This window comes from Photobacterium sp. ABD4_091 (genome assembly GCF_056160145.1).
The window spans coordinates 382,481-405,659 of record NZ_JBSWWQ010000001.1; the positions used below are offsets into that span (position 1 = coordinate 382,481).

Below are 23,179 nucleotides of genomic sequence, written 5' to 3' on the forward strand. Positions count from 1 at the left end.
ACTACTTGCTAAAACCAGCAAAGTCTTAGCTCTCGCTTTTATTCTTTCTAGGATCTAGGATCGCTTCTTCCCGCCTTTACTAGGAACAGCCTCTCCTAGGGCCAATTCAAATAAAAGAACCGCCCGAAGGCGGTTCTTGTTTATTAGCGAGATAATTGCGATTAGTGTGCTGGCTCAAGGTCGCTGCTGAACTGGAAGTCCAATTCATCGTTGACGATATCGACACGCACCGAGCCACCGTTGACCAAGCTACCGAACAGCAGCTCGTTGGCCATTGGTTTTTTCAGGTTATCCTGAATCACACGGGCCATCGGGCGGGCACCCATCGCCTTGTCATAGCCTTTGTTGGCCAGCCACTCACGGGCTTTCGACGACACTTCCATAGACACGCCGCGGGCATCCAGTTGCGCCTGCAGCTCGACAATGAACTTGTCGACCACCAGGGAAATAACATCTTTCTCGAGATGGTTGAACCAGATGATACCGTCAAGTCGGTTACGGAACTCAGGCGTGAATACGCGCTTGATTTCGCCCATAGCATCGTGGCTGTGATCCTGCTGGATCAGGCCGATCGACTTACGAACTGTCTCGGTAACACCGGCGTTAGTCGTCATGACCAAAATCACGTTGCGGAAGTCGGCCTTGCGTCCGTTGTTATCCGTCAGCGTACCGTTGTCCATAACCTGTAGCAGCAGGTTGAAGACATCAGGGTGGGCCTTCTCGATTTCATCAAGCAGTACCACAGCATGTGGGTGCTTGATAACGGCATCGGTCAACAAGCCACCTTGGTCAAAGCCTACATAGCCTGGAGGTGCACCAATCAAACGGCTCACCGTATGGCGCTCCATGTACTCGGACATATCAAAGCGAAGCAGTTCAATACCAAGGGTACGGGCAAGCTGTACCGTCACCTCTGTTTTACCTACCCCAGTAGGGCCAGCAAACAGGAATGAACCGACAGGCTTGTTCTCTGCACCCAGGCCAGCACGGCTTAGCTTGATAGCCTCAGTCAGCACATCGATAGCCGGATCCTGACCGAAGACTAGCATCTTCAGCTTGTTATCAAGCTTCTGCAGCACATCACGGTCACTGGAAGAAACAGACTTCTCAGGGATACGCGCCATCTTGGCAATCATCGCCTCGATATCGCTGACATTAACTGTCTTCTTACGACGGCTTGCAGGTGCTAGGCGGCAACGCGCACCGGCTTCATCGATAACATCAATCGCTTTATCCGGTAGGTGGCGCTCATTGATGTATTTCGCCGATAGCTCAACCGCAGCACGGATAGCCTTGTTTGTGAAGCGAACTTCGTGGTGTGCTTCGTACTTCGGCTTCAGGCCCATCAAAATCTTGGTGGTGTCATCCAGCGACGGTTCGATAATATCGATTTTCTGGAAACGACGTGACAGCGCACGTTCTTTCTCGAAGATATTGCTGTATTCCTGATACGTCGTCGAACCCATGCAACGAAGCTTACCGTTGCTAAGCAGCGGCTTGATAAGGTTTGCCGCATCAACCTGGCCACCGGATGCCGCACCCGCACCAATGATGGTGTGGATCTCGTCGATAAACAGAATAGCTTGGTCTTCTTTTTCAAGCTGCTTAAGGATTGCCTTGAAGCGCTTCTCAAAGTCACCACGGTACTTGGTGCCGGCTAGCAGTGAACCGATATCAAGCGAATAGATGACACAGTCTTTGATCACATCCGGCACCTGGCCTTCAACGATGCGCCATGCCAAACCTTCGGCAATCGCCGTTTTACCGACACCGGCCTCACCCACCAACAACGGGTTGTTCTTACGGCGGCGGCACAATACCTGCACCGTTCGCTCAAGTTCAGTATCACGGCCAATAAGAGGATCAACCCCACCCGCACGGGCAAGTTGGTTGAGGTTGGTGGCAAAGTTTTCTAGTTTGTCTTCCGATCCCTGCTCTGCGCGAGGCTCTTCGCCGCCGACATCCGGACCGTTGATATCGTCGTTGTCGCTGTCTTTGACCGTGCCGTGTGAAATGAAATTAACCACATCCAAACGGCTGATATCACTTTTCTTAAGCAGGTAGGCCGCGTGTGATTCTTGTTCGCTGAAAATAGCGACCAGTACGTTTGCACCTGTCACTTCACTGCGACCGGATGACTGGACATGGAATACAGCGCGCTGCAATACACGCTGGAAGCTGAGTGTAGGCTGAGTTTCCCTGCTTTCATCATCCACTGGGATCAGTGGGGTCGTTTGTTCAATAAACGAATCAAGCTCCTTGCGCAGCGTATCCAAGTTGGCTCGACAGGCTTCCAGAGCCTCCTGTGCCGCTGGGTTTTCCAGCAGCGCCAACAGCAGGTGTTCAACCGTCATAAATTCATGACGCTTCTCTCTAGCGCGCGCAAAAGCAGCATTCAAGCTCGCTTCAAGTTCTTTGTTTAGCATAAGGCACCTCCCCTAAATACCACTCAATTATGGCGTGCCGGAAAAGGACTATACCTTTTCCATCGTACACAGTAGCGGATGTTCATGCTCCCTCGCATACATCATCACCTGGGCCACCTTGGTTTCGGCAACCTCGGCGGTGAAGGTTCCGCACACCGCTTTCCCCTCGTAATGCACAGTTAGCATCAACTGTGTTGATTTCTCCAGATCCATGGAGAAGAACTTCTGTAACACTTCTATCACAAAATCCATCGGTGTGTAATCATCATTATTCAAAATTACTTTGTACATCGATGGCGGTTTGACCTGGACTTCCTCTTCCTCTAATACATCAGAGTCAGGAATTATCCATTCGTATAACTTACTCATAAACTTAACTTACCAGTACGATAGGAATAGTCCACCAAGAAACAATGAGTTATCACTCAACAATGCTTACCCGGTACGTCCGACCTCTGTTTTTCCTATCCCTATATTCAGACTAATGCACACATTGTATTCCAGCAAATCAGAGATGACTATGACTAAGCCGACAATCCGGAGGAATTAGCGGCGAATTGAACCAAACTGGGAGATATGGCCAAAACGCCACATGTGCATAAGAGATGTGCCAGAAAAGCAAGAAAATGCAGAAATATGCTGAAAATTCAACATGGCACCACATTTTAACAAAATGTTATGCAACCAGCTTGACTGCCTAAGTCTTTTTACTAAAGTGTAACTTGTAGTAGATATTCACTGCATCAAATTAGCATTAGTATGCAAGTCATGTTAAAAAGGAAGTTGCAGGCTAATGCAAAATGGAACTTGAATGCACAGAAGGAAGTAAGCATGGCAACAGGTACAGTTAAATGGTTCAATAACGCTAAGGGTTTTGGTTTTATCTGCCCTGAAACAGGCGAAGGCGATATTTTTGCCCACTATTCAACTATTCAGATGGATGGTTACCGTACACTAAAAGCAGGCCAGCAGGTCAACTATACAGTTGAAACCGGGCCGAAAGGGTTCCATGCCAAGGAAATTGTTCCCGTGGAAGGTGAAGCGGTAAAATAAATCGTTTCATTTCTACGATTCTTTCTGAAGGCGAGCATTAGCTCGTCTTTTTTATTCCCCGTTAATATTCCGCCCAGCCAAGCATGATTAGTTCGCCTTCCTCCCAAAGAGGAGAAATGAATAAGTTATGCATAAAAGAACACGCTCGACGGCCCCGGCAATTAACAAAACCGTTACACACCCACCATTCTTATCGTTTCCCTTGTGTTAAACAGGCACAAAAAAGCCCAGCATGAGCTGTAATGCATGTAAGTTAAGATAACTTAACGCCTTTTTGGGGGCCTGGTCGTATAGCGGCTAGGCCTTTTCTTTACTGCTCTTGGGTAGCTTCTTTCCCTTCTCTCCGGCAGCGTAAAACTTTCTGCCATATCTAATATGTAATTCATCACCTCCGGGATTCTGCCAGGAGCCACCGCGGGCAGTAATTGAAGCTGGCCTACTAGGAACAAAGAGGCTTGTTTGAACCCGATTTGGTATGGCATGACGCTCTTCTGGTCATAGGCCATTTGGCACATCAAAAACCTTAATAGGTTGTAAGCGAGTAGCATTCCCCATAGTTCTTGGGTCACTAGTTCTGGTGTTTTGCTTCTTAAGGTAAGGTTATTTTGGAGCATGTATTGCTTCATTTCTCTGTAACCTAGCTCTATTTCCCAACGGTGGCTGTATAGCTCTGCGATGTCTGCGCCCGGGTATCTTAATGGGTCTGTCATTGATGTAAGCAAGCGAACTTCTTTACCCTTGATGTTCTTCGTGATGAGCCGCGCTTGCAGTGTTTCCGGCGCATCCGACCATTTCTTTCTGGCTTGAGGTGATAACTTGAGTTCAACAAGTTCTTGCCCACGCCCTAACTTGGCTACTGTCGTGTATTGAGCTCCTTTACGAAGCGGGATTAACCAATGCTTCTCATCTCCACTGCTTCGCCAACGGTGAAGTAGACCAAGAGCATAAAAGCCTCGGTCAAAAATGGTTAGGCTGTTTGACGGAGAACGGTCGACAAGCTGAGTGGTTAAATCGATCTCACTGCTTGATACTGAGTCGAAAGCGGCACTTGTCAGTAAATGGCTGGTGAGTTCCATATGGCAGACCATACGAACTTGCGGGTAGTCCGATATGGTTGTTTTATTTCCTGTGCGACCAAAGTGCTGGTCATTATCTGGTGTATCAGGAGTGCGCCAAACAACACCATCGACAGCGTGTAATGTTAAGCCGTGCCAATCTGGGTGGGGCGTTTTCGCATGCCATAACTTCTGGGTCTTGTTAAACACCGCTTTGACTACATTTGAACCCAGACGTTTTCTCGCTTGGATAACCGCACTCGGTGCGACAAAAGGCTTTTTACCCGGAAGGAGAATATCGAGTTGAGAGACAACTTTTTCCATAGATAAGTGCCGATATAAAGACATACCGACAACACTCCATACCATCATCTCCATCGGTAAACGGCGTTTTCTGATAGTAGCGATACCAGTATCTTTGAGGCATTCATCAATCATTTCTGGAGAGAGAAGATCGGATAGTCCTGAAAGCTGTTCGGTTGAGAAGTTATGAACAGTATTGAGTGCTTGTCTGAGAAACATAAAAAAATCCGAGTGCATTGAATACACACGGATTTTGACATGCTCCAAGGATCGTTCAACCGATCATTTTAGGCTTAACTGATCGGCATTACAGCATGAGCTGGGCTTTTTTTACTTTCATCGCAAGAGTGACACAGAATTACATCTGCTCAATCATGTCATCAGCAAACTCTGAGCACTTACGCAGTGTTGCACCTTCCATTTGGCGCTCGAAATCGTAAGTAACTGTCTTGTTGCTGATCGCTGCTTCCATCGAGCTGATAATAAGATCAGCCGCTTCAGTCCAGCCTAGGTGGCGAAGCATCATTTCTGCAGACAGGATCAATGAACCAGGGTTCACCTTGTCCTGGCCCGCATACTTAGGTGCAGTACCGTGAGTGGCTTCGAACAGGGCAACACCATCACCGATGTTTGCACCTGGTGCGATACCAATACCACCAACCTGTGCAGCCAATGCATCAGACACATAGTCACCGTTCAGGTTCATGGTCGCAATGACATCATATTCTGCTGGGCGCAGTAGAATTTGCTGTAGGAACGCATCAGCAATGCTGTCCTTGATGATGATTTCTTTGCCCGTATTCGGGTTTTTCAGCGTCATCCACGGGCCACCGTCTAGCAGCTCTGCACCGAACTCCTTCGCCGCCACTTCGTAACCCCAATCTTTGAAGGCACCTTCGGTGAACTTCATGATGTTACCTTTGTGGACCAGCGTTAGCGAGTCACGGTCATTGTCGATAGTGTACTGAAGCGCAGCACGTACTAGGCGCTTGGTGCCTTCCTCAGAAACAGGCTTGATACCCACACCGCACTGTTGCGGGAAGCGGATCTTAGTTGCGCCCATTTCATCTTGTAGGAATTTGATAACTTTATCAGCTTCTTCGGTGCCAGCTTTAAACTCAACACCCGCATAGATATCTTCCGAGTTTTCACGGTAGATAACCATATCAGTCAGCTCAGGCTGCTTAAGTGGGCTTGGAACGCCATCGAAGTAGCGAACAGGGCGGGCACAGATGTATAGGTCTAGCTCTTGGCGAAGCGCAACGTTCAATGAACGGATACCGCCACCTACAGGCGTAGTCAGAGGACCTTTGATTGCAACTTTGTAGTCGCGGATATAATCAAGGGTTTCTTGTGGCAACCAAGCATCTTCACCATATACTTGCGTTGATTTCTCACCGGTGTAGATTTCCATCCAGGCAATCTTACGGTCACCGCCGTAGGCTTTGTCGACAGCGGCATCAACGACTTTGATCATCGCAGGGCTTACGTCAACCCCAATACCATCACCTTCAATGTAAGGAATGACAGGGTTGTTAGGAACGACCAGTTTACCTTCAGAATCCAGAGTGATTTTCTGACCTTCAGCTGGTACAACTACTTTACTATCCATTTAAATCTCCTAGCGTCCATTTGTTATCTTTTTGTAAGATGCGCGCAAATCATACTTGAAATTTTATCGATACGCCACTCATTGTATTTTTCGCGTATAATAGGCGTGTCAATTTACTTTTCCCTTGTACAACTCGCTATTTATGAAGCCAAACACCACTTCGCGTCAACCCAAACGTGCCAATAATGAGCGCCGACCGTCAAGAATGCGCAATAAACCAAGACGTCCCCGCGGCCCGACAAAGATCATATTATTTAACAAACCTTTTAACGTTCTTACCCAATTTAGCGGTGAGCCAGGGGACAAAACGCTGGCCGATTTCGTACCAGTAAAGGATGTCTACCCTGCGGGGCGGTTGGATAAAGACAGTGAAGGATTGCTGGTTTTGACCAATGATGGTGTCCTGCAAGCCCGGTTGACCCAACCTAAGTCGAAACAACCCAAAACTTACTGGGTACAGGTAGAAGGCGCGCCTAGCGAGGAAGAACTGGAGCAACTGCGCCGCGGTGTTACCCTCAAAGACGGGCCAACCCTGCCAGCGGGTGTTGAAGTGATCGACAGCCCTATTGTTTGGGATCGCATCCCGCCTATCCGTGAGCGGAAAAATATTCCGACCACTTGGCTCGCCATCACCTTGAAAGAAGGGCGCAACCGCCAAGTCCGCCGCATGACCGCCCATATCGGCTACCCTACCCTTCGCCTTATCCGTTATAAGATGGCTGATTGGACCGTCAGCGACCTGGCTCCGGGGGAATGGAAGGAAGTCAAAATCGACGCCTCATGAATCAGGTTACCAGCGGTTTTCCGCTGCTGGTAATCCCTATACATTTACCTACTGGTTTTTTACCAATTTAACATTAAAAACACTACACTTTTGCTTCGCCCTCATCTATCATTGCCCCACAAAGCAAACGTTTGCGCAAATGAAAAAATGACGTTGGTAAAATTATTAAAGTGTGATTCCGCTCTCGCTCTGTTTCGCCCAGATGGTTTCTGTTAGAATCACGCTCTTAATTTTTATTAACGACTGAAGAGTAAAATGTCAGATAACAGCCAGAAAAAAGTCATTGTCGGCATGTCCGGCGGTGTAGATTCCTCGGTATCCGCGTACCTTCTTCTTCAACAGGGCTACCAAGTTGAAGGCCTGTTTATGAAAAACTGGGAAGAAGACGACAACGATGAGTACTGCTCTGCAGCCGAAGATCTCGCTGACGCACAAGCTGTATGTGACAAACTGGGTATCCACCTGCACACCATCAACTTTGCGGCAGAATACTGGGACAACGTGTTCGAGTACTTCCTAGCAGAGTACAAAGCAGGCCGTACACCAAACCCAGACATTCTTTGTAACAAAGAAATCAAGTTCAAAGCATTTTTGGACTTCGCTGATGAAGTACTGGAAGCCGACTACATTGCCATGGGCCACTACACCCGTCGCAGCTTCCCAAGTACTGAAGGCGAGCTGCCGAAAATGCTACGCGGTGTTGATAACAACAAAGATCAGAGCTACTTCCTGTACACACTGAGCCACGAGCAAATCGCTCGCAGCCTGTTCCCTGTCGGTGAGCTGGAAAAACCAGAAGTACGCCGCATTGCGGAAGAGCAAGGCCTGATCACTGCGAAGAAGAAAGATTCAACCGGTATCTGCTTTATCGGTGAGCGTAAGTTCACGGAGTTCTTGAGCAAGTACCTACCGGCTCAGCCTGGTAACATTGAAACGGCCGAAGAAGGCAAAGTGATTGGCGAGCACCAGGGTCTGATGTACCACACCCTAGGCCAGCGTAAAGGTCTTCATATCGGAGGCCAGAAAGGTGGCGGTGGTAACGAAGAGCCGTGGTTCGTTGTCGACAAAGATGTAGAGCGTAACGTTCTGATTGTAGGCCAAGGTAAAGATCACCCTCGCTTGAAGTCAGATGGTTTGGTTGCTGCCCAGCTACACTGGGTTGACCGCCAGCCTATTCGCGAACCGTTCAAGTGCACGGTTAAAACACGCTACCGCCAGCAAGATATCCCTTGTACCGTTATCCCGGTTGATGACGAGACCATCAAGGTTATCTTCGACGAGCCGCAAATTGCGGTAACGCCGGGCCAGTCTGCTGTTTTCTACAGCGGTGAAGTCTGCCTTGGCGGCGGTATTATTGAGAAGCGTATCTAAGGGAGTTGAGGCACGTGGCACACACTGTATATGACCGTACCATTGCTTTTGCCGGTATTTGCCAGGCAGTCAAACTGGTTCAGAAAATTGCCCGAGATGGCCATTGCGACCATGACGTACTGGAAGCCAGCCTGCGTAGCATCATGGCAACTAACCCGTCAAACACCATTGAGATTTTTGGCAATGAAGCCAACTTAAAGGTGGGTCTCGAGGCGCTGGCCGCTGAAATTGATAACACACCCTCCGGTAATGAGATCACTCGCTACCTGGTCAGTGTGATGGCGCTGGAACGCAAGCTGGATAGCCGCCGCGATAGCATGGCGCAACTGGGCGACCGTATCAGCACAGCCCAACGCCAGATGGATCATTTTGAACTGCTTGAAGACCAAATGATCAGCAACTTGGCAAGCATCTACTTGGATATCATCAGCCCACTTGGGCCTCGTATTCAAGTAACCGGTACGCCAGCTCAGCTCCAGCAGCAGAGTGTGCAGCATAAAGTACGTGCCCTACTTCTCGCCGCGATCCGCTCCGCGGTACTATGGCGTCAAGTTGGTGGTAAGCGCCGCCACTTGATCTTCGGGCGCAAACAGATGGTTGAGCAGGCGAAAATCCTGCTAGCCCGCTGCTAACAATATATTTCGTGCCAGCGTTGCTGGCACTTTTTTACCCCCTTACCAAATCTTGGCAAGGGTGAAAGTTACACCTTGTTTAAACCTTAATTGATTCAGGAGAGAGCAACATGGAACTGTCAGCATTGACTGCTGTTTCCCCAGTAGACGGCCGCTACGGAAGTAAAACGATTGCACTTCGCAGCATTTTCAGTGAATTTGGTCTGCTAAAGTACCGTACAATCGTTGAAATCCGCTGGCTACAGAAACTTGCCGCTACTGATGCTATCGTGGAAGTTCCTGCGTTTAGCGCTGAAGCCAATGCCTTCCTAGATCGCGTTGCTGCTGAGTTCAGCGAAGAAGACGCAATGCGCATCAAGACCATCGAGCGCACAACGAACCACGATGTAAAAGCGGTTGAATACTTCCTGAAAGAAAAAGTTGCAGAAGTACCAGAGCTACACGCAGTGAACGAGTTCATTCACTTTGCATGTACATCTGAAGATATCAACAACACTTCTCACGCACTGATGCTACATGAAGCGCGCGAGCAAGTTATCCTGCCTGAGATCCGCAACGTTATCGATGCGATCAAAGCCCTAGCTAACGAATACCGCGAAGTGCCTCTGCTTTCCCGTACTCACGGCCAGCCAGCTTCTCCATCAACGATGGGTAAAGAAATGGCTAACGTTGCATACCGTATGGAACGCCAGTACAAGCAGATCGCTAACGTTGAAATTCTTGCGAAAATCAACGGCGCGGTAGGTAACTACAACGCTCACCTATCTGCTTACCCAGAAGTTGACTGGCACCAGTTCAGCGAAGAGTTCATCACTGAATCTCTTGGCGTAACTTGGAACCCGTACACCACTCAGATTGAGCCGCACGATTACATCGCTGAGCTATTCGATGCTATCGCTCGCTTCAACACGATCCTTCTAGACTTCGACCGTGACGTTTGGGGCTACATTGCACTAGGTCACTTCAAGCAGAAGACTATCGCGGGTGAAATCGGCTCATCAACGATGCCGCACAAAGTAAACCCAATCGACTTCGAAAACTCTGAGGGTAACCTTGGCCTAGCGAACGCTATCTTCGGCCACCTAGCACAGAAACTACCAGTTTCTCGCTGGCAGCGTGACCTAACTGACTCAACAGTTCTGCGTAACCTAGGTGTTGGCTGTGGCTATGCAATCATTGCATACACTTCAACTCTGAAAGGTATTAGCAAGCTAGAAGTTAACCAAGCGGCTCTAGAAGCTGAGCTAGACCAAAACTGGGAAGTACTGGCTGAGCCTGTACAGACTGTTATGCGTCGCTACGGTATCGAGAAGCCATACGAGAAGCTAAAAGAGCTAACTCGTGGTAAGCGTGTTGACGGTGAAGGCATGCGTAACTTCATCGATGGTCTGGAACTACCAGAGCACGAGAAAGCACGCCTTAAAGAAATGACCCCAGCGAACTACATCGGTGACGCAGTTAAACTAACTGACAAGCTGTAATCGCAAGGTTATATCCCGCTTATTGAAAGGCCAGCTGAAGCTGGCCTTTTTTTGTTGAGGGGCTTTTGTTGCGAGGCGCTTAATTAAGCTTTTTTCACGAACTTCGCTGTTACCATCATTTCGCCCGCACCATCCACTTTGCAATCCAACTGATGATCCTTGCCTTCAACGATTCGGCGGATGACTGCTTTGGTACCAATCTTCATCACCATAGAGCTCCCCTTTACCTTGAGATCTTTAGCTAGCGTGACTTTATCCCCTTCGGCCAACAAGGTGCCGTTGGCATCTTTAACGGTAAACGCCTCTTCACCAGCAGGCTCAGACGGGTTCCATTCATGGGAGCACTCAGGGCAGATCAGCTGGTTTTGATCCGGGTACACAAATTCAGAGTTACAAACAGGGCAAGGTGGGAAAGACATACATGACTTCTTCTATTAATGAATCTGCCGTATATGGTAATGGCTCAGTTGGGTCTATGCGAGTGTATTCTAACGGATAATAATAATTTTGTAGCTTGCCATCATGGCGTTACCCGTTTGAAACAACTGTTATCGAGATGCCTTCGTTGCTGTCTGGAGCCTCAAAATACTGAGTGACATGATTAAACACCTCTTCATTATCAAACGCTGCCCGCTGCGGCTGTTCAATTCGCCTTTTCGCTATCTGCTTGAGGCATTGCTCATTACTCACCGCTAGGTACATCAACTCATGAGCCGCATTAACCTCAGAGGCTAGTGATAGGAACCAAGCCCGTTGTTTTTTGGTATTAGCAGGGAAATCCATGACCACATTGGTGCCGGTTAAGAGAATACGTTGAACATGGCTCCGGACGAGTGGCCTCATCAAGCTTGAATAGTGGATGTAATCGTTAAACGAGGCAATCTTGTTCGGGTAAAGCACTGCCAACCATTCATCTTCCGATAGCAAGACCGCATTTCGCTCTATGGTAACTTGCTTAGATTCAGTCGACTTCCCCGCCCCCATCTTGCCGCAGAAAAAATAGAGTTTTCCTGTCATATGGTTCCTCTTTCTAGCTGGCTTATTATCTGATACCTAGTACCTGATACCTAGCCCGCTCGACTGCCATTCGGAATACTGGCTTCCGGTACAGCAAGGCAAGGTGTCAACTTATCGGCGTAGCCAATATCAAACAGCATCCCCTGAGAGACTTCACCGGCCATTTTTTGCTCCGGCAAATTCACTACGAACAAAGCTTGTTTACCTTCTATTTCGAAAGGGTTCTCCCGCTCTTGTTTGATACCAGCAAGAATTGAACGAACATGATCGCCAAAGTCTACTGTCAGCTTCATCAGCTTCCTTGATTTCTCTACTTCAGCCACAGCGGTGATCGTACCCACTCGGATATCCAATTTTTCAAAGTCATCAAACGCGATTAGTTCTTTAATAGGTGCTGGTTTCATCTTAATACTCGTATCAACAATTTCGCTGTAACAGATTGAATTGTCCAACCTATCACTTTACGAACCCGTAAACGAAGGCCCACCTCACGAAAATGCGCCTTTAAACAAGGCATTGTTTTGAAGTTCTAGTGGTTCTAAATCTAGAAACAATAACGCTGTATATGAGCTTAGAAGACTCTGAATCCTGCAACTTGAGGTAACTTGGGTATAATATCTACATCATTATCAGCATTAAAAGCAAAGCCATGTACCAACTCACTTTTTCGCTCGAAACGTTCTTGGCCGAGTTCTGGCAAAAGAAGCCAACCATCATCAAAGGTGGATTCATGAATTTTATCGACCCCATTAGCCCTGACGAGTTGGCAGGGCTTGCCATGGAAGAAGATGTCGATTCCCGCTACATTGCCAAGCATGGCGACCAATGGGAAGTCAAACATGGCCCCCTCTCCTTTGATGACGTCCCGGAAGCTAACTGGTCATTTATTGTCCAGGCAGCCAATCACTGGCACGAGGGGGCAGCAAGGCTAGTAACACCATTTCGCCAGCTACCCAACTGGCTGTTTGACGATTTGATGATCAGCTACTCCACCCCAGGCGGCGGGGTGGGAGCCCATATTGATCAATATGATGTATTTATCATCCAGGGATCGGGCAGGCGCCATTGGCGGGTAGGGCCGAAGAAAGACAACTATGAAGAAGAGTTTGGCCATCCGGCACTTCGACAAATCAAAAATTTCGATCCGATTATCGATGAAATACTAGAGCCGGGTGATATCCTTTATATTCCGCCGGGCTTCCCACACGATGGCACCGCCATCGAAACGTCGATAAGCTTTTCTATGGGCTTCCGCTCGCCTAAAAAACAAGAGCTGCTGAGCAGTTTTGCTGATTATGTCATTGCCAATGAGATCGGTGATGTTCACTACCACAACCCTGACTTGCCCGCCCGCAATACACCAGGGGCAATTATGGCTAGCGAGTTTGCTGACATGGAAGCGATGATGCGCAGCCTGCTCGATCACCCAGAGATGATGAAACAATGGATGGGAGAACACCTCAGCCAAAGCCGCCATGAACTCGACCTCATTGCTGCCGAGCCGCCATGGCAAGCTGCCGAAGTCTATCAGTTCCTCGAAAGCGGTGAGGTGCTCAAACGACTGGGTGGGTTACGAGCATTCTACTACCCCGAACATCCCCACCAGCTCTACATCAACGGCGAGAGCTACGAACTACCACAAGAGTGCGGCCCAGCGGCCACCTACCTGTGTGATGCCGAATCCATCAGCCAAGGCATGCTGGGCAAACTCATCGACCACCCGGCATTTATTGCCTTGCTGACCCAGCTGGTCAATCACGGATACTGGTATCCAGTTGAGTAAAGTCTTTTTATTAAAAAACACCGAGCATTTGCTCGGTGTTTTGATGGAATACATTGCTAGGCCTTCGTTCAAACCTTGAACTGACCCGCTAACGACTGCTGGTGTTTAGATAGCTCTGCTAGCCGCTCGCCTATGCCTGCAGACCTCTCCGCCTGCTCAAGAATATTCTCACTCAAACCACGGATATTGGAGACATTTCGGTTTACTTCAGCCGATACTGCTTGCTGCTCTTGCGCCGCATGCATGATTTGCTCATTCATAGATTGGATGGATGCCACCGCCTCTGTGATTTGACCAAGGCTCACCACCGCCTGACCGACTTGGGATGAAGTCTCTCCCGCCAACTGGTTACCTTCTTCAATCGCAACGACCACATCACGTGTACCTTGTTGCAGTACTTCAATCACAGTGCGGATCTGACCAACCGAATCATGTGTCCGGCTCGCTAACTGGCGTACCTCATCGGCAACAACGGCAAAACCACGCCCCTGCTCGCCGGCCCGGGCCGCTTCGATCGCAGCATTCAAGGCTAGCAAGTTAGTCTGCTCTGAAATACCTTCAATCACCTGAAGGATCTGGTTGATATCTTCACTGTTGGTTTCGAGCTCCTTGGCAACCGGCACGGCATGTTCCATCCGAGCCACCAAACTATCCATCGATGTGGCAGATTGTTTGATCACCTGATGGCCATCACGCACCGCACTATCAGCCTGGCCGGCAGCAACAACCGCCGTTTCGGTATAGCCCACAACTTGCTCGGCGGTCTGTGCCAACTCTTCCGACGCAGTAGCGACCATATCCACTTCACGGAACTGGGCCTGGCTGCCGTCCCGAGTATGATTGGCGACTTCTGCCGCTTGTTTTGAAGTACTCCCTACATCATTGACCGCTATCACAACATCGCCGATAGTGGCTTGGAGCTTATCTAGAAAGCGGTTGAACCATAGAGCAAGTTGGCCAACTTCGTCATTTTGTGCAACATGCAAACGCTGGGTTAAATCCCCTTCGCCCGTCGCAATATCCTCGAGTCGTTCCGCAACATGGCGGATCGGTGCCACCAAACGAGAAGCCGCAATGATAACCAATAACAAGCCTGAAATAGCAACGACTGAGCTTGCCAGCAATTGCACCCACGCTGACTGGTCACGCTGCTGGGAAATATCGGTATCAAGCTTAACCGCCTCTGCCAATACCCGATCTACCGGCAGCTGTATCACTACCCCCCAGCTCATCTGGCCGAGCAGGACTGGCGTATAGCTATATAGCCACTGCTGATCATCGGTCCAAAGGATTTGCTCTTCGCTTCCTTGCAACCAGCGGGTTAGCTCCTTAGGCAACCCGTCGGTTTGATTAAAGATCTGACCTATTCGGCTCGGCGACTGATCCCAAGCGACAATGGTACCGTTCTGACTGATCAAACTGACATTACCCGCGCTGTCGAACAGTGCTTGGTCCACAGATTGAATTAACGGTTGTAATGGAGACAACTGAATATCAATCCCCATCACCCCTAAGACTTCACCATCAATATCCAGCGGGACAGTAATTGTACTGACAACCGGAGCTTGCTGGCCAAAACCTGCCAACAGCGGATTAGACACACACATACTTGATTGATTATTGATGCACTGTGCCCACACATTCTGGCTAACGTGCAGTTGTTGCTCAGAGTAAATAAACTGTTCAGCTTCACCGGACGGCGATTTCGTCCAATATGGCGCAAAGCGTCCCTGTTCATTGGCACCCACGTAATCAGCCCCAGTATAATTACGATCTTCACCATCAAGAGCATCAGGGTTGAATACCACAAAGGCTCCATGAATATTCTCGAACTCATTCACGGTACGGCGCAATAACTCGCTGATCGAACCACGTAACTCCGAGCTATTGGTGTAATTCTCTTCCGCATTGTACTTGAGGAACAATACACTTTGCGCCAGCATTTCGGCGCGATGAGTCGCCTCATCAAGATACTGCTGAACAGTGGTGCTTTGCTTTTCTGCTTGGGCCTGAACGACCAGTTGAGACTTTTCCCTGAGAGTGGAGTAAACCTGCTCGCTAACGAGTTGCTGACTTTGGGAGGCAAAATAAAATGACAGCCCTGTTAATACCACTACTGTCGCCAGTAGCCCTAGCCCGGCCATCAGGGCTATCTTCCATTTGACGGATAATGAGCGCATACAACAATCCTTGTTCTGCTTTTCCATGTTCACCAGCCTTTTCTGAAATTTGCCCTACCGTGGGCATTAAGGCTGGAGAGTTTGTATTGTTACATGTTAATTACAGCCCCATCAATAGCATAACTGCTTATTTTAATGGGATTTTTAATCAGAAGGCGCAGATTTACATATAAAAAAGGCGCGGCTTTTACACCGCGCCCAAAGCCTGTCACAGGCTTGAATTATTGAACGTTCAGGCAAGAAACTGCATGAACATCATCGCCGTTAAGCGTTGGTTTTTTATTGGCACACTCGGCCGTTGCAACCGGGCAGCGTGTACGGAACACACAGCCTGAAGGCGGGTTCATCGGTGAAGGCAAATCCCCTTCCAGCAGCTCGATATGCTTGGTGCGCTCCAGATCCGGATCAGGGATAGGCACAGCCGACATCAAGGCTTTGGTATAAGGGTGCTTTGGCTCGCTGAACAACGCGTCTGCCTCGCCCATCTCTACCGCATTACCCAGGTACATCACCAGCACTCGGTCTGAAATGTGTTTCACTACCGATAAGTCGTGAGCAATGAAGATCAAGCTCAAGCCCATTTCTTTCTGTAGCGATTTAAGCAGGTTAACAACCTGTGCCTGAATCGATACGTCCAATGCCGACACTGGCTCATCACAAATGATCATTTTTGGCTTAAGGATCAGTGCACGGGCAATACCGATACGCTGACACTGACCACCTGAGAATTCATGTGGGTAACGGTTGATTACGTTAGGCAGCAAACCTACTTTGGCCATCATGGCCTTAACTTGCTGTTTCACATCATCTGCCGAAAGCTCCGGGAAGTAAGCTTTCAATGGCTCAGCGATAATTTCACCGACGGTCATACGCGGGTTCAGCGATGCCAGAGGATCCTGGAAAATCATCTGGATATCTTTACGCTTCTCACGCATCTCTTTGTGATCAAGTTTGGTCAGATCCTGACCCAACCAAACCACATTGCCGTCAGTAGCTTCAACCAAACCGATAACCGCACGGGCGAAGGTTGATTTACCACAACCAGATTCGCCAACCACACCCAGCGTCTCACCTTCATAGAGACGAATATCAACACCATCAACCGCTTTCAAGCTCAATGGTTTGGTCCACGGCCATGCTGATTTCTGAGCAATGCTGAAGTGAACCTTCAGATCATGAATATCAAGTAATACTTTCTTTTGAGCTTCCATTACCACGTCCCCATATCAGAAAAACACGCGCGCAAGCGACCTTCAGTAAATGCCTTTAATTGAGGCGCTTCTTGCGAACAACGGCTAGATACACGGTGGCATCGTTCCTGGTAAGGACAGCCGACTGGCAAACTCAGTAAGTTCGGTGGGTTACCCGGGATCGTTGGCAGCTCTTCGCCCTCAGTATCAAGGCGAGGAATAGCTTTCAGCAAACCTTCGGTATAAGGGTGCGATGGCTTGTAGAAGATCTCGTTAATCTTGCCGTATTCCATGGTACGGCCTGCATACATTACCAATACTTTGTCACAGCTACCGGCAACGACACCCAGATCGTGGGTGATCATAATGATCGCAGTATTGAAGTCAGTTTTCAGTTCGTTCAACAACTCCATGATCTGTGCCTGTACCGTAACATCCAACGCTGTTGTCGGTTCATCGGCAATCAGTAGTTTCGGACGACACAATAGTGCCATCGCAATCATTACACGCTGTCGCATACCGCCCGAAAATTCGTGCGGGTACATGGTAATACGCTTGCGTGCTTCAGGGATTTTCACCGCTTCCAGCATACGAACACTTTCTTCGAATGCTTCAGCCTTGCCCATCCCCTTGTGCAGCATCAGTACTTCCATCAGCTGATCGCTTACCTTCATGTAAGGGTTCAGTGACGTCATCGGATCCTGGAAAATCATTGCGATTTGCTCCGCACGGATCCGGTTAAGTTCTTTTTCTGGCAGATTTAGAATTTCACGGCCTTCGAATTTGGCACTGCCGCCAATCATGCCATTTTTAGCCAGTAGGCCCATGATAGCGAAAACAGTCTGGCTCTTACCTGAGCCGGATTCTCCTACGATACCCAGAGTCTCACCCTGGTTGAGCGAAAAGTTTAGATCATTTACCGCGGTGACAATGCCGTCTTGAGTTTTAAATTCTACGCGTAGATCTTTGACATCTAATAAGCTCATAGTACTTCCTTATAATCTATCTACCCTTGGACTACCGCCAGATTCTGGCGGTAAACCTAGGTCTTCTTGTTATCTGTCTTTTGGATCCAGTGCGTCACGCAAACCGTCACCCACATAGTTAAAGCAGAACAGCGTAACCACCATAAATGCCGCCGGGAACATCAGCTGCCAAATGGCCACTTCCATCGTTTGTGAACCTTCCTGAAGCAAAGCACCCCAGCTGGTCATTGGCTCCTGAACACCCAGGCCAAGGAAGCTTAAGAATGACTCTGTCAGGATCATAGATGGCACTAACAAGGTTGAATAAACCGCTACGATACCCAATACGTTAGGAACGATATGGCGGGTAATGATGCGCCACTGGCTCACGCCAGAAACACGTGCCGCTTCGATAAACTCTTTGCTGCGTAATGACAGGGTTTGACCACGAACGATACGTGCCATATCGAGCCATGAAATCGCACCAATCGCGACGAAAATCAGCATGATGTTACGGCCGAAGAAAGTCACCAGTACGATCACGAAGAACATGAACGGGATCGAGTATAGGATTTCCAAAATACGCATCATCACACGGTCGGTACGGCCACCAACAAAGCCGGAGGTTGCGCCATACAAGGTACCAATCAACACCGCGACCAATGCACCCATAATACCTACCATCAGGGAGATACGGCCGCCAACCAGGGTACGGGTAAAGAGGTCTCGGCCAAGGCTGTCAGTTCCGAAGAAGTGGCCTTCTGCACCAAAGCTTGGTGCGGCGTGCAATGCATACCAGTCGGTATCATCGAATGCATAGTTACTGAACATTGGGCCAAAGATAACCGCCAGGGTGATCAAGCAAAGGATCGTCAAGCTCACCATTGCCGCTTTGTTTCGCATAAAGCGGATACGGGCATCCTGCCACAAACTACGGCCTTCAATTTCCAATTGCTCGGAGAATTTCTCAACCGCGTCTACATTTTCTTTTTTAGTCAGCATCATCGGTTGGGCTCCTTAGTAACGGATTTTCGGATCAATGTACGCCAGTACAATGTCGACAATGGCGTTGAAGATAATGGTCAAAGAACCAATCAGGATAGTGATACCCAATACTAGAGAGTAGTCACGGTTAAAGGCGGCGTTAACGAACAGCTTACCGATACCCGGCAGGCCAAAAATAGTTTCGATAACTACCGAACCCGTGATGATACCGACGAAAGCCGGGCCCATGTAGGATACAACAGGCAACAAAGCAGGCTTTAGGGCGTGTTTGATAATGATATAGCCGTAGCTCAAACCCTTGGCACGCGCGGTACGGATGAAGTTACTGTTTAGGGTTTCAATCATGCTACCACGGGTAATACGAGCGAAAGTTGCCACGTAAAGCAGTGACATACCCATCATTGGCAGCAGCATAAACCTCAGGCCGCCATCGTTCCAGCCACCAGCAGGTAGCCAGCCTAGGTTAATCGAGAAGATGTAGATCAGTACCGGGGCGAGGATAAACGACGGCATCACCACCCCGGCCATGGCCGTCGACATTATGCAGTAGTCTATCCAACTGTTTTGCTTCAAGGCGGCAATGGTGCCGACGGTGACCCCCATCACCAATGCAAAAATAAAGGCAAAGAAACCGATTTTCGCCGATACAGGCAGGGCTTTAGAGACCAACTCGTTTACGGTGAAATCTTTGTATTTAAATGAAGGGCCAAAATCACCTTGCACGATATTGCCAAGGTAAGTGGTGTATTGCTCGAATACTGGCTTATCTAGGCCGTATTTGGCTTCGATGTTCGCCATGACTTCCGGAGGAAGCGGACGCTCGCTGGAAAATGGGTTGCCTGGTGCAAAGCGCATCAGGAAAAAGGAAATTGTGATTAGCACCAACAGGGTTGGGATTGCTTCAAAAATCCGTTTTGCGATGAATTTAATCATAAACTCCACCGTTCTATTTAGTCTGTGACAGTCGAAAATTACTGGCGTGAAATACCAGAAAGGGCACTGCTCCCGTCCTGAGAGCAGCGCTTATTATCATGCTTCTTGCTGGTTATTAGTCAGCAATGATGTACATATCTTTGGTGAAGAGCTTGTCTTCTGCATTGTTCGCAGGGTAGCCACCCACTTTCGGGTTAACCAGACGTGCTTTCACATATTGGTAGATAGGAGCAATTGGCATGTCTTCCGCTAGCTGTTTTTCAGCCTGGATGTATAGCTCTTCACGCTCAGCATCTGAAGTAGACTCCAGTGCTTTCGCCATGATTGCATCGTATGCCTTGCTATTGTATTTAGGGTCGTTGGAGCTGTTGTTGCTCTGCATTAGTGACAAGAAGCTAGATGCTTCGTTGTAGTCACCACACCAGCCTGCACGTGTTACATCGAAGTTACCCTGGCGACGCGTGTCTAGGTAGGTCTTCCACTCCTGGTTTTCCAGGTTTGCAGTTACGTTCAGGTTCTTCTTCCACATAGAAGCAATCGCTACCGCAATCTTCTTGTGGTTTTCAGATGTGTTGTAAAGCAGCGTGAAGTTCAGTGGGTTACCTGGACCAAAGCCCGCTTCTTCCAGTAACTCTTTCGCTTTCTCGTTACGCTCTTTCTGAGTCATCTGACCGTACTCAGGCGTAACTGGGTTGAAGTTGGCTGTGATTTCAGGCGTTAGGAAGTAGCCTGACTTCTGGCCTTGGCCCAATAGCGCTTTAGTCACGATGTCACGGTCGATAGCGTAAGACAGCGCTTTACGCACTCGAACATCATCAAACGGTGCTTTTTGGTTGTTGAAACCGTAGTAGTAAGAACACAGGTTACCAGAAATAGAAACAGAATCAGCGTGCTGGCTCTGCAGACGACGGAAATGCTCATTTGGCAATTCGTTGGTAATGTCGATCTCACCCGCCAGGAAGCGGTTCATTTCAGCAACTTGGTTTTCGATTGGTAGGAACGTAACCTTGTTGATAACAGTGTTGGCATTATCCCAGTAGTTCTCGTTACGAGTAAGCACGATGCGCTCGTTAACTACCCAGTTGTCTAGGGTGTAAGCACCGTTACCAACGAAGTTCTCTGGTTTAGTCCAGTTATCACCGAACTTCTCAACAACCTTGCGGTTAACTGGCTTAACTGTGGTGTGGCCCATCATCTTAACGAAGTATGGTACTGCCTGCTCTAGCTCGATAACTAGCGTGTAGTCATCTTTTGCAGATACACCCAGTGTTTCTTTGTCTGCTTTACCCGCGATGATTTCATCTGCGTTCTTCATGGTAGTCATTTCTAGGTACCATGAGTAAGGAGATGCTGTGGCAGGGTCTACAGCACGCTTGAAGCTGTACACGAAGTCGTGTGCAGTTACTGGGTCGCCGTTAGACCATTTTGCATCTTTGCGCAGGTGGAATGTGAATGAGCGGTTGTCAGTGGTTTCCCAAGACTCAGCAACACCTGGAACAGTGTTACCGTTCTCGTCTTGGTTCACTAGGCCTTCTAGAAGGTCACGGATAACATGTGACTCTGGCACACCTTCCGTTTTGTGTGGGTCAAGGGAGGCAACTTCAGTACCGTTACCACGAACCAATTCTTGCTTAGCAGAAAGTTTTACCCCTTCCGGTACGTCAGCAGCAATAGTGGAGAAAGAGGTGGCTGCTACAGCCATACCAGCACCCAGAAGAATCGCCTGGGTAATTTTATTCTTATACATGCATTAGCTCCAATACATCGTTAAATACGTCCTTGCGCTCTCCAGCCGGTGCCATCTCACAATATTTGCATCGTTAATCCTAAACAATGCAAAGCAAACCGAAGAATTGGTCAAAACATTATCAGGCATTGAAGTAATTTGCCACATTTTGATTACAAAAACCGACATAATTCTTAATATTCAATACTCCACCAGCACAACCAACTAGATGACAGATTTGTTGCAGCTAGATCTGTCACAAAAACCACGAGCTAGAGAAAAATCCGCCAAATAAGCCAAAAAAAAGTAAAACTTGAATAAATAATTGTAAGATTGAATAAATATACAGCAGAAATATCTTTTATTTTTCACATCGACTCAATATGTCAATAACATAAATGCAAAAACATGATACTTAGCCATAAAAAAAGCGCCTTTCGGCGCTGATTATTTGTTCTCGCTATCCATATTGATGTTTGGGGGGACTTCGTTTATTGATTGTTCTTTACCCTCAACCATACTGTTATGTTCGTTACTGATTGCTTCGTCGAATAAACCATCATGGTTGATATCTTCTAGCATCTGTTTGATTCGGCGATTAGACATTCTTTTATGCTTCATGGAACCCTCCGCTGTTAACCACAGCACTGTTGACCCACAATTTAATTGTTTGCTGTGCCTTAGGCACGTCATTAACTATGGCACAGGATTGGCCATTCTGCCTTCCAACCCACGTAATAGCACGCTGTTTTAATAACCAAACCATATATAAAACAAGGTTTATAGATTAAGTTCTCACATGGCTGAACTTTTCAACTTTGATACGTTTCTCTCACCTCTTATTAACGCTACTATCATTTTGTTGGTTAAGCCTTTGGTTTACCCAATATTCCGTTCCCGTTCCGTTGTCCTTGAGAGTAAAGAAAATATGAGACCAGCTGGTTGCTTTTCACGTCCAAGCCCTTCCCGCGTCCGCCACGGCTACGTACCTAAGTCACGCAAGCCCAAAGCGGAATAAGCGTATCAACTAAAACTTGATAGACATGCATACAAGCCCCTCTGCGAGGGGCTTTCTTTTTTCGTATACCTCCCACAGATCCGGCATGTTAAAAACTTGAGGTATCCAGCCTATTATGAAAAGATCATGCCAGATCAAGGAATGATCTGACATCTGGAACCAACAAGGAAGGAAAACATGGATAGTCACAAGCAAGCAGAGGCGTATACGATTTCCCAGCTCGCCGAAGAGTTTTCGCTTACCCTTCGCAGTATCCGTTTCTATGAAGATCAGGGCTTGCTGACTCCTAAGCGGCAAGGTAAAGCGCGGATCTTCTCCAGGCATGACAGAGCAAGGCTTATCCTCATCCTGCGTGGAAAGCGGCTGGGATTTAGCCTGCAGGAGGTACAGGAGCTGTTCCAGCTTTATGATTCCGGCGCTCAGAGCCACTCTCAAGTGCAGCACATGCTGCAGACCATCCAACTACGCCAGCAAAAACTGAAACAGCAACAAGCTGATATCAACCGGCTGATGATGGAGCTCAATGCAGCAGAGCGCAAATGCTACCAGCACCTAAAGAAATTTGATTAACCCCTCCTTTATATCTTCTAGATATTTCTTATGAGTATTCACTTTCTCAGGCACAAAAAAGCCCGGCGCTAGGCC

Annotated in this window: 21 protein-coding genes; 7 read left to right on the forward strand and 14 right to left on the reverse strand. The window is 48.2% G+C overall.

Annotated features, from left to right (window positions below; genetic code table 11):
- Positions 1 to 161: 161 nt before the first annotated feature.
- Positions 162 to 2,426, reverse strand: coding sequence for an ATP-dependent Clp protease ATP-binding subunit ClpA (gene clpA, locus ACXAGQ_RS01565; protein ID WP_475251231.1), 2,265 nt, complete (start codon positions 2,424 to 2,426; stop codon positions 162 to 164).
- A gap of 48 nt (positions 2,427 to 2,474) precedes the next feature.
- Positions 2,475 to 2,795, reverse strand: coding sequence for an ATP-dependent Clp protease adapter ClpS (clpS, locus tag ACXAGQ_RS01570; protein WP_475251233.1), 321 nt, complete (start codon positions 2,793 to 2,795; stop codon positions 2,475 to 2,477).
- Positions 2,796 to 3,257: 462 nt separating this feature from the next.
- Between clpS and cspD the strand changes: the two genes are divergently transcribed.
- A complete protein-coding gene (gene cspD, locus ACXAGQ_RS01575) occupies positions 3,258 to 3,479 on the forward strand; it encodes a cold shock domain-containing protein CspD (RefSeq protein ID WP_039459846.1) in 222 nt (73 codons plus the stop codon).
- A 263-nt stretch (positions 3,480 to 3,742) separates the two neighbouring features.
- On the opposite strand, the gene ACXAGQ_RS01580 is transcribed toward cspD, so the two are convergent.
- On the reverse strand, positions 3,743 to 5,056 hold the full coding sequence (locus tag ACXAGQ_RS01580) for an IS4 family transposase (RefSeq protein WP_475251235.1): 1,314 nt from the start codon (positions 5,054 to 5,056) through the stop codon (positions 3,743 to 3,745).
- Between the two features lie 139 nt (positions 5,057 to 5,195).
- The gene (icd, locus tag ACXAGQ_RS01585) at positions 5,196 to 6,449 is read right to left on the reverse strand and encodes an NADP-dependent isocitrate dehydrogenase (RefSeq protein ID WP_475251237.1); all 1,254 of its coding nucleotides are present in this window, start codon (positions 6,447 to 6,449) and stop codon (positions 5,196 to 5,198) included.
- A 142-nt stretch (positions 6,450 to 6,591) separates the two neighbouring features.
- Between icd and ACXAGQ_RS01590 the strand changes: the two genes are divergently transcribed.
- The 4 genes from ACXAGQ_RS01590 to purB all read left to right on the forward strand — a co-directional run bounded on the left by ACXAGQ_RS01590 (position 6,592) and on the right by purB (position 10,717).
- Positions 6,592 to 7,233: a pseudouridine synthase gene (locus ACXAGQ_RS01590; RefSeq protein WP_475251239.1), complete on the forward strand. Its 642-nt coding sequence runs from the start codon at positions 6,592 to 6,594 to the stop codon at positions 7,231 to 7,233.
- A gap of 255 nt (positions 7,234 to 7,488) precedes the next feature.
- On the forward strand, positions 7,489 to 8,604 hold the full coding sequence (gene mnmA / locus ACXAGQ_RS01595) for a tRNA 2-thiouridine(34) synthase MnmA (RefSeq protein WP_475251241.1): 1,116 nt from the start codon (positions 7,489 to 7,491) through the stop codon (positions 8,602 to 8,604).
- A 14-nt stretch (positions 8,605 to 8,618) separates the two neighbouring features.
- A complete protein-coding gene (hflD, locus tag ACXAGQ_RS01600; RefSeq protein WP_475251243.1) occupies positions 8,619 to 9,236 on the forward strand; it encodes a high frequency lysogenization protein HflD in 618 nt (205 codons plus the stop codon).
- A 110-nt stretch (positions 9,237 to 9,346) separates the two neighbouring features.
- Positions 9,347 to 10,717: an adenylosuccinate lyase gene (gene purB / locus ACXAGQ_RS01605; protein ID WP_475251245.1), complete on the forward strand. Its 1,371-nt coding sequence runs from the start codon at positions 9,347 to 9,349 to the stop codon at positions 10,715 to 10,717.
- Between the two features lie 83 nt (positions 10,718 to 10,800).
- Here the strand turns inward: purB and ACXAGQ_RS01610 are convergent, their stop codons facing one another.
- From ACXAGQ_RS01610 to ACXAGQ_RS01620, 3 genes are all read right to left on the reverse strand, one after another.
- Positions 10,801 to 11,136: a zinc ribbon domain-containing protein YjdM gene (locus ACXAGQ_RS01610; RefSeq protein WP_475251247.1), complete on the reverse strand. Its 336-nt coding sequence runs from the start codon at positions 11,134 to 11,136 to the stop codon at positions 10,801 to 10,803.
- Positions 11,137 to 11,245: 109 nt separating this feature from the next.
- Complete coding sequence (locus ACXAGQ_RS01615) at positions 11,246 to 11,734, reverse strand: P-loop nucleotide/nucleoside kinase family protein (RefSeq protein WP_475251249.1); 489 nt, start codon at positions 11,732 to 11,734, stop codon at positions 11,246 to 11,248.
- A gap of 50 nt (positions 11,735 to 11,784) precedes the next feature.
- A complete protein-coding gene (locus tag ACXAGQ_RS01620) occupies positions 11,785 to 12,138 on the reverse strand; it encodes a tRNA-binding protein (protein WP_475251251.1) in 354 nt (117 codons plus the stop codon).
- Positions 12,139 to 12,383: 245 nt separating this feature from the next.
- Here ACXAGQ_RS01620 and ACXAGQ_RS01625 point away from each other — a divergent pair, with 245 nt between their 5' ends.
- On the forward strand, positions 12,384 to 13,517 hold the full coding sequence (locus ACXAGQ_RS01625) for a ribosomal protein uL16 3-hydroxylase (protein ID WP_475251253.1): 1,134 nt from the start codon (positions 12,384 to 12,386) through the stop codon (positions 13,515 to 13,517).
- 68 nt (positions 13,518 to 13,585) lie between these two features.
- On the opposite strand, the gene ACXAGQ_RS01630 is transcribed toward ACXAGQ_RS01625, so the two are convergent.
- From ACXAGQ_RS01630 to ACXAGQ_RS01660, 7 genes are all read right to left on the reverse strand, one after another.
- Positions 13,586 to 15,697, reverse strand: coding sequence for a methyl-accepting chemotaxis protein (locus ACXAGQ_RS01630; protein ID WP_475251255.1), 2,112 nt, complete (start codon positions 15,695 to 15,697; stop codon positions 13,586 to 13,588).
- 221 nt (positions 15,698 to 15,918) lie between these two features.
- Positions 15,919 to 16,908, reverse strand: coding sequence for a murein tripeptide/oligopeptide ABC transporter ATP binding protein OppF (gene oppF, locus ACXAGQ_RS01635; RefSeq protein WP_475239476.1), 990 nt, complete (start codon positions 16,906 to 16,908; stop codon positions 15,919 to 15,921).
- Positions 16,908 to 17,873: an oligopeptide ABC transporter ATP-binding protein OppD gene (gene oppD, locus ACXAGQ_RS01640; RefSeq protein ID WP_475239475.1), complete on the reverse strand. Its 966-nt coding sequence runs from the start codon at positions 17,871 to 17,873 to the stop codon at positions 16,908 to 16,910. Before oppD ends, oppF begins: the two co-directional genes overlap by 1 nt.
- 69 nt (positions 17,874 to 17,942) lie before the next feature.
- On the reverse strand, positions 17,943 to 18,854 hold the full coding sequence (oppC, locus tag ACXAGQ_RS01645) for an oligopeptide ABC transporter permease OppC (RefSeq protein WP_475254637.1): 912 nt from the start codon (positions 18,852 to 18,854) through the stop codon (positions 17,943 to 17,945).
- A gap of 15 nt (positions 18,855 to 18,869) precedes the next feature.
- A complete protein-coding gene (gene oppB, locus ACXAGQ_RS01650) occupies positions 18,870 to 19,790 on the reverse strand; it encodes an oligopeptide ABC transporter permease OppB (protein ID WP_475239473.1) in 921 nt (306 codons plus the stop codon).
- Between the two features lie 115 nt (positions 19,791 to 19,905).
- Positions 19,906 to 21,537, reverse strand: a complete 1,632-nt coding sequence (locus ACXAGQ_RS01655; protein ID WP_475251257.1) for an ABC transporter substrate-binding protein — start codon at positions 21,535 to 21,537, stop codon at positions 19,906 to 19,908.
- A 426-nt stretch (positions 21,538 to 21,963) separates the two neighbouring features.
- Entirely contained in the window at positions 21,964 to 22,137 is a 174-nt protein-coding gene (locus ACXAGQ_RS01660) for a hypothetical protein (protein WP_475251259.1), read from the reverse strand.
- Between the two features lie 574 nt (positions 22,138 to 22,711).
- Here ACXAGQ_RS01660 and ACXAGQ_RS01665 point away from each other — a divergent pair.
- The gene (locus ACXAGQ_RS01665) at positions 22,712 to 23,104 is read left to right on the forward strand and encodes a MerR family transcriptional regulator (protein WP_475251261.1); all 393 of its coding nucleotides are present in this window, start codon (positions 22,712 to 22,714) and stop codon (positions 23,102 to 23,104) included.
- The last annotated feature ends 75 nt before the right edge of the window (positions 23,105 to 23,179 follow it).

Excerpts from the sequence above, each read along its gene's own strand:
- clpA (WP_475251231.1), bottom strand. The coding sequence starts at position 2,426 with ATGCTAAACAAAGAACTTGAAGCGAGCTTGAATGCTGCTTTTGCGCGC.
- clpS (WP_475251233.1), bottom strand. The coding sequence starts at position 2,795 with ATGAGTAAGTTATACGAATGGATAATTCCTGACTCTGATGTATTAGAG.
- cspD (WP_039459846.1), top strand. The coding sequence starts at position 3,258 with ATGGCAACAGGTACAGTTAAATGGTTCAATAACGCTAAGGGTTTTGGT.
- ACXAGQ_RS01580 (WP_475251235.1), bottom strand. The coding sequence starts at position 5,056 with ATGTTTCTCAGACAAGCACTCAATACTGTTCATAACTTCTCAACCGAA.
- icd (WP_475251237.1), bottom strand. The coding sequence starts at position 6,449 with ATGGATAGTAAAGTAGTTGTACCAGCTGAAGGTCAGAAAATCACTCTG.
- ACXAGQ_RS01590 (WP_475251239.1), top strand. The coding sequence starts at position 6,592 with ATGAAGCCAAACACCACTTCGCGTCAACCCAAACGTGCCAATAATGAG.
- mnmA (WP_475251241.1), top strand. The coding sequence starts at position 7,489 with ATGTCAGATAACAGCCAGAAAAAAGTCATTGTCGGCATGTCCGGCGGT.
- purB (WP_475251245.1), top strand. The coding sequence starts at position 9,347 with ATGGAACTGTCAGCATTGACTGCTGTTTCCCCAGTAGACGGCCGCTAC.
- ACXAGQ_RS01610 (WP_475251247.1), bottom strand. The coding sequence starts at position 11,136 with ATGTCTTTCCCACCTTGCCCTGTTTGTAACTCTGAATTTGTGTACCCG.
- ACXAGQ_RS01615 (WP_475251249.1), bottom strand. The coding sequence starts at position 11,734 with ATGACAGGAAAACTCTATTTTTTCTGCGGCAAGATGGGGGCGGGGAAG.
- ACXAGQ_RS01620 (WP_475251251.1), bottom strand. The coding sequence starts at position 12,138 with ATGAAACCAGCACCTATTAAAGAACTAATCGCGTTTGATGACTTTGAA.
- ACXAGQ_RS01625 (WP_475251253.1), top strand. The coding sequence starts at position 12,384 with ATGTACCAACTCACTTTTTCGCTCGAAACGTTCTTGGCCGAGTTCTGG.
- ACXAGQ_RS01630 (WP_475251255.1), bottom strand. The coding sequence starts at position 15,697 with ATGCGCTCATTATCCGTCAAATGGAAGATAGCCCTGATGGCCGGGCTA.
- oppF (WP_475239476.1), bottom strand. The coding sequence starts at position 16,908 with ATGGAAGCTCAAAAGAAAGTATTACTTGATATTCATGATCTGAAGGTT.
- oppD (WP_475239475.1), bottom strand. The coding sequence starts at position 17,873 with ATGAGCTTATTAGATGTCAAAGATCTACGCGTAGAATTTAAAACTCAA.
- oppC (WP_475254637.1), bottom strand. The coding sequence starts at position 18,854 with ATGCTGACTAAAAAAGAAAATGTAGACGCGGTTGAGAAATTCTCCGAG.
- oppB (WP_475239473.1), bottom strand. The coding sequence starts at position 19,790 with ATGATTAAATTCATCGCAAAACGGATTTTTGAAGCAATCCCAACCCTG.
- ACXAGQ_RS01655 (WP_475251257.1), bottom strand. The coding sequence starts at position 21,537 with ATGTATAAGAATAAAATTACCCAGGCGATTCTTCTGGGTGCTGGTATG.
- ACXAGQ_RS01660 (WP_475251259.1), bottom strand. The coding sequence starts at position 22,137 with ATGAAGCATAAAAGAATGTCTAATCGCCGAATCAAACAGATGCTAGAA.
- ACXAGQ_RS01665 (WP_475251261.1), top strand. The coding sequence starts at position 22,712 with ATGGATAGTCACAAGCAAGCAGAGGCGTATACGATTTCCCAGCTCGCC.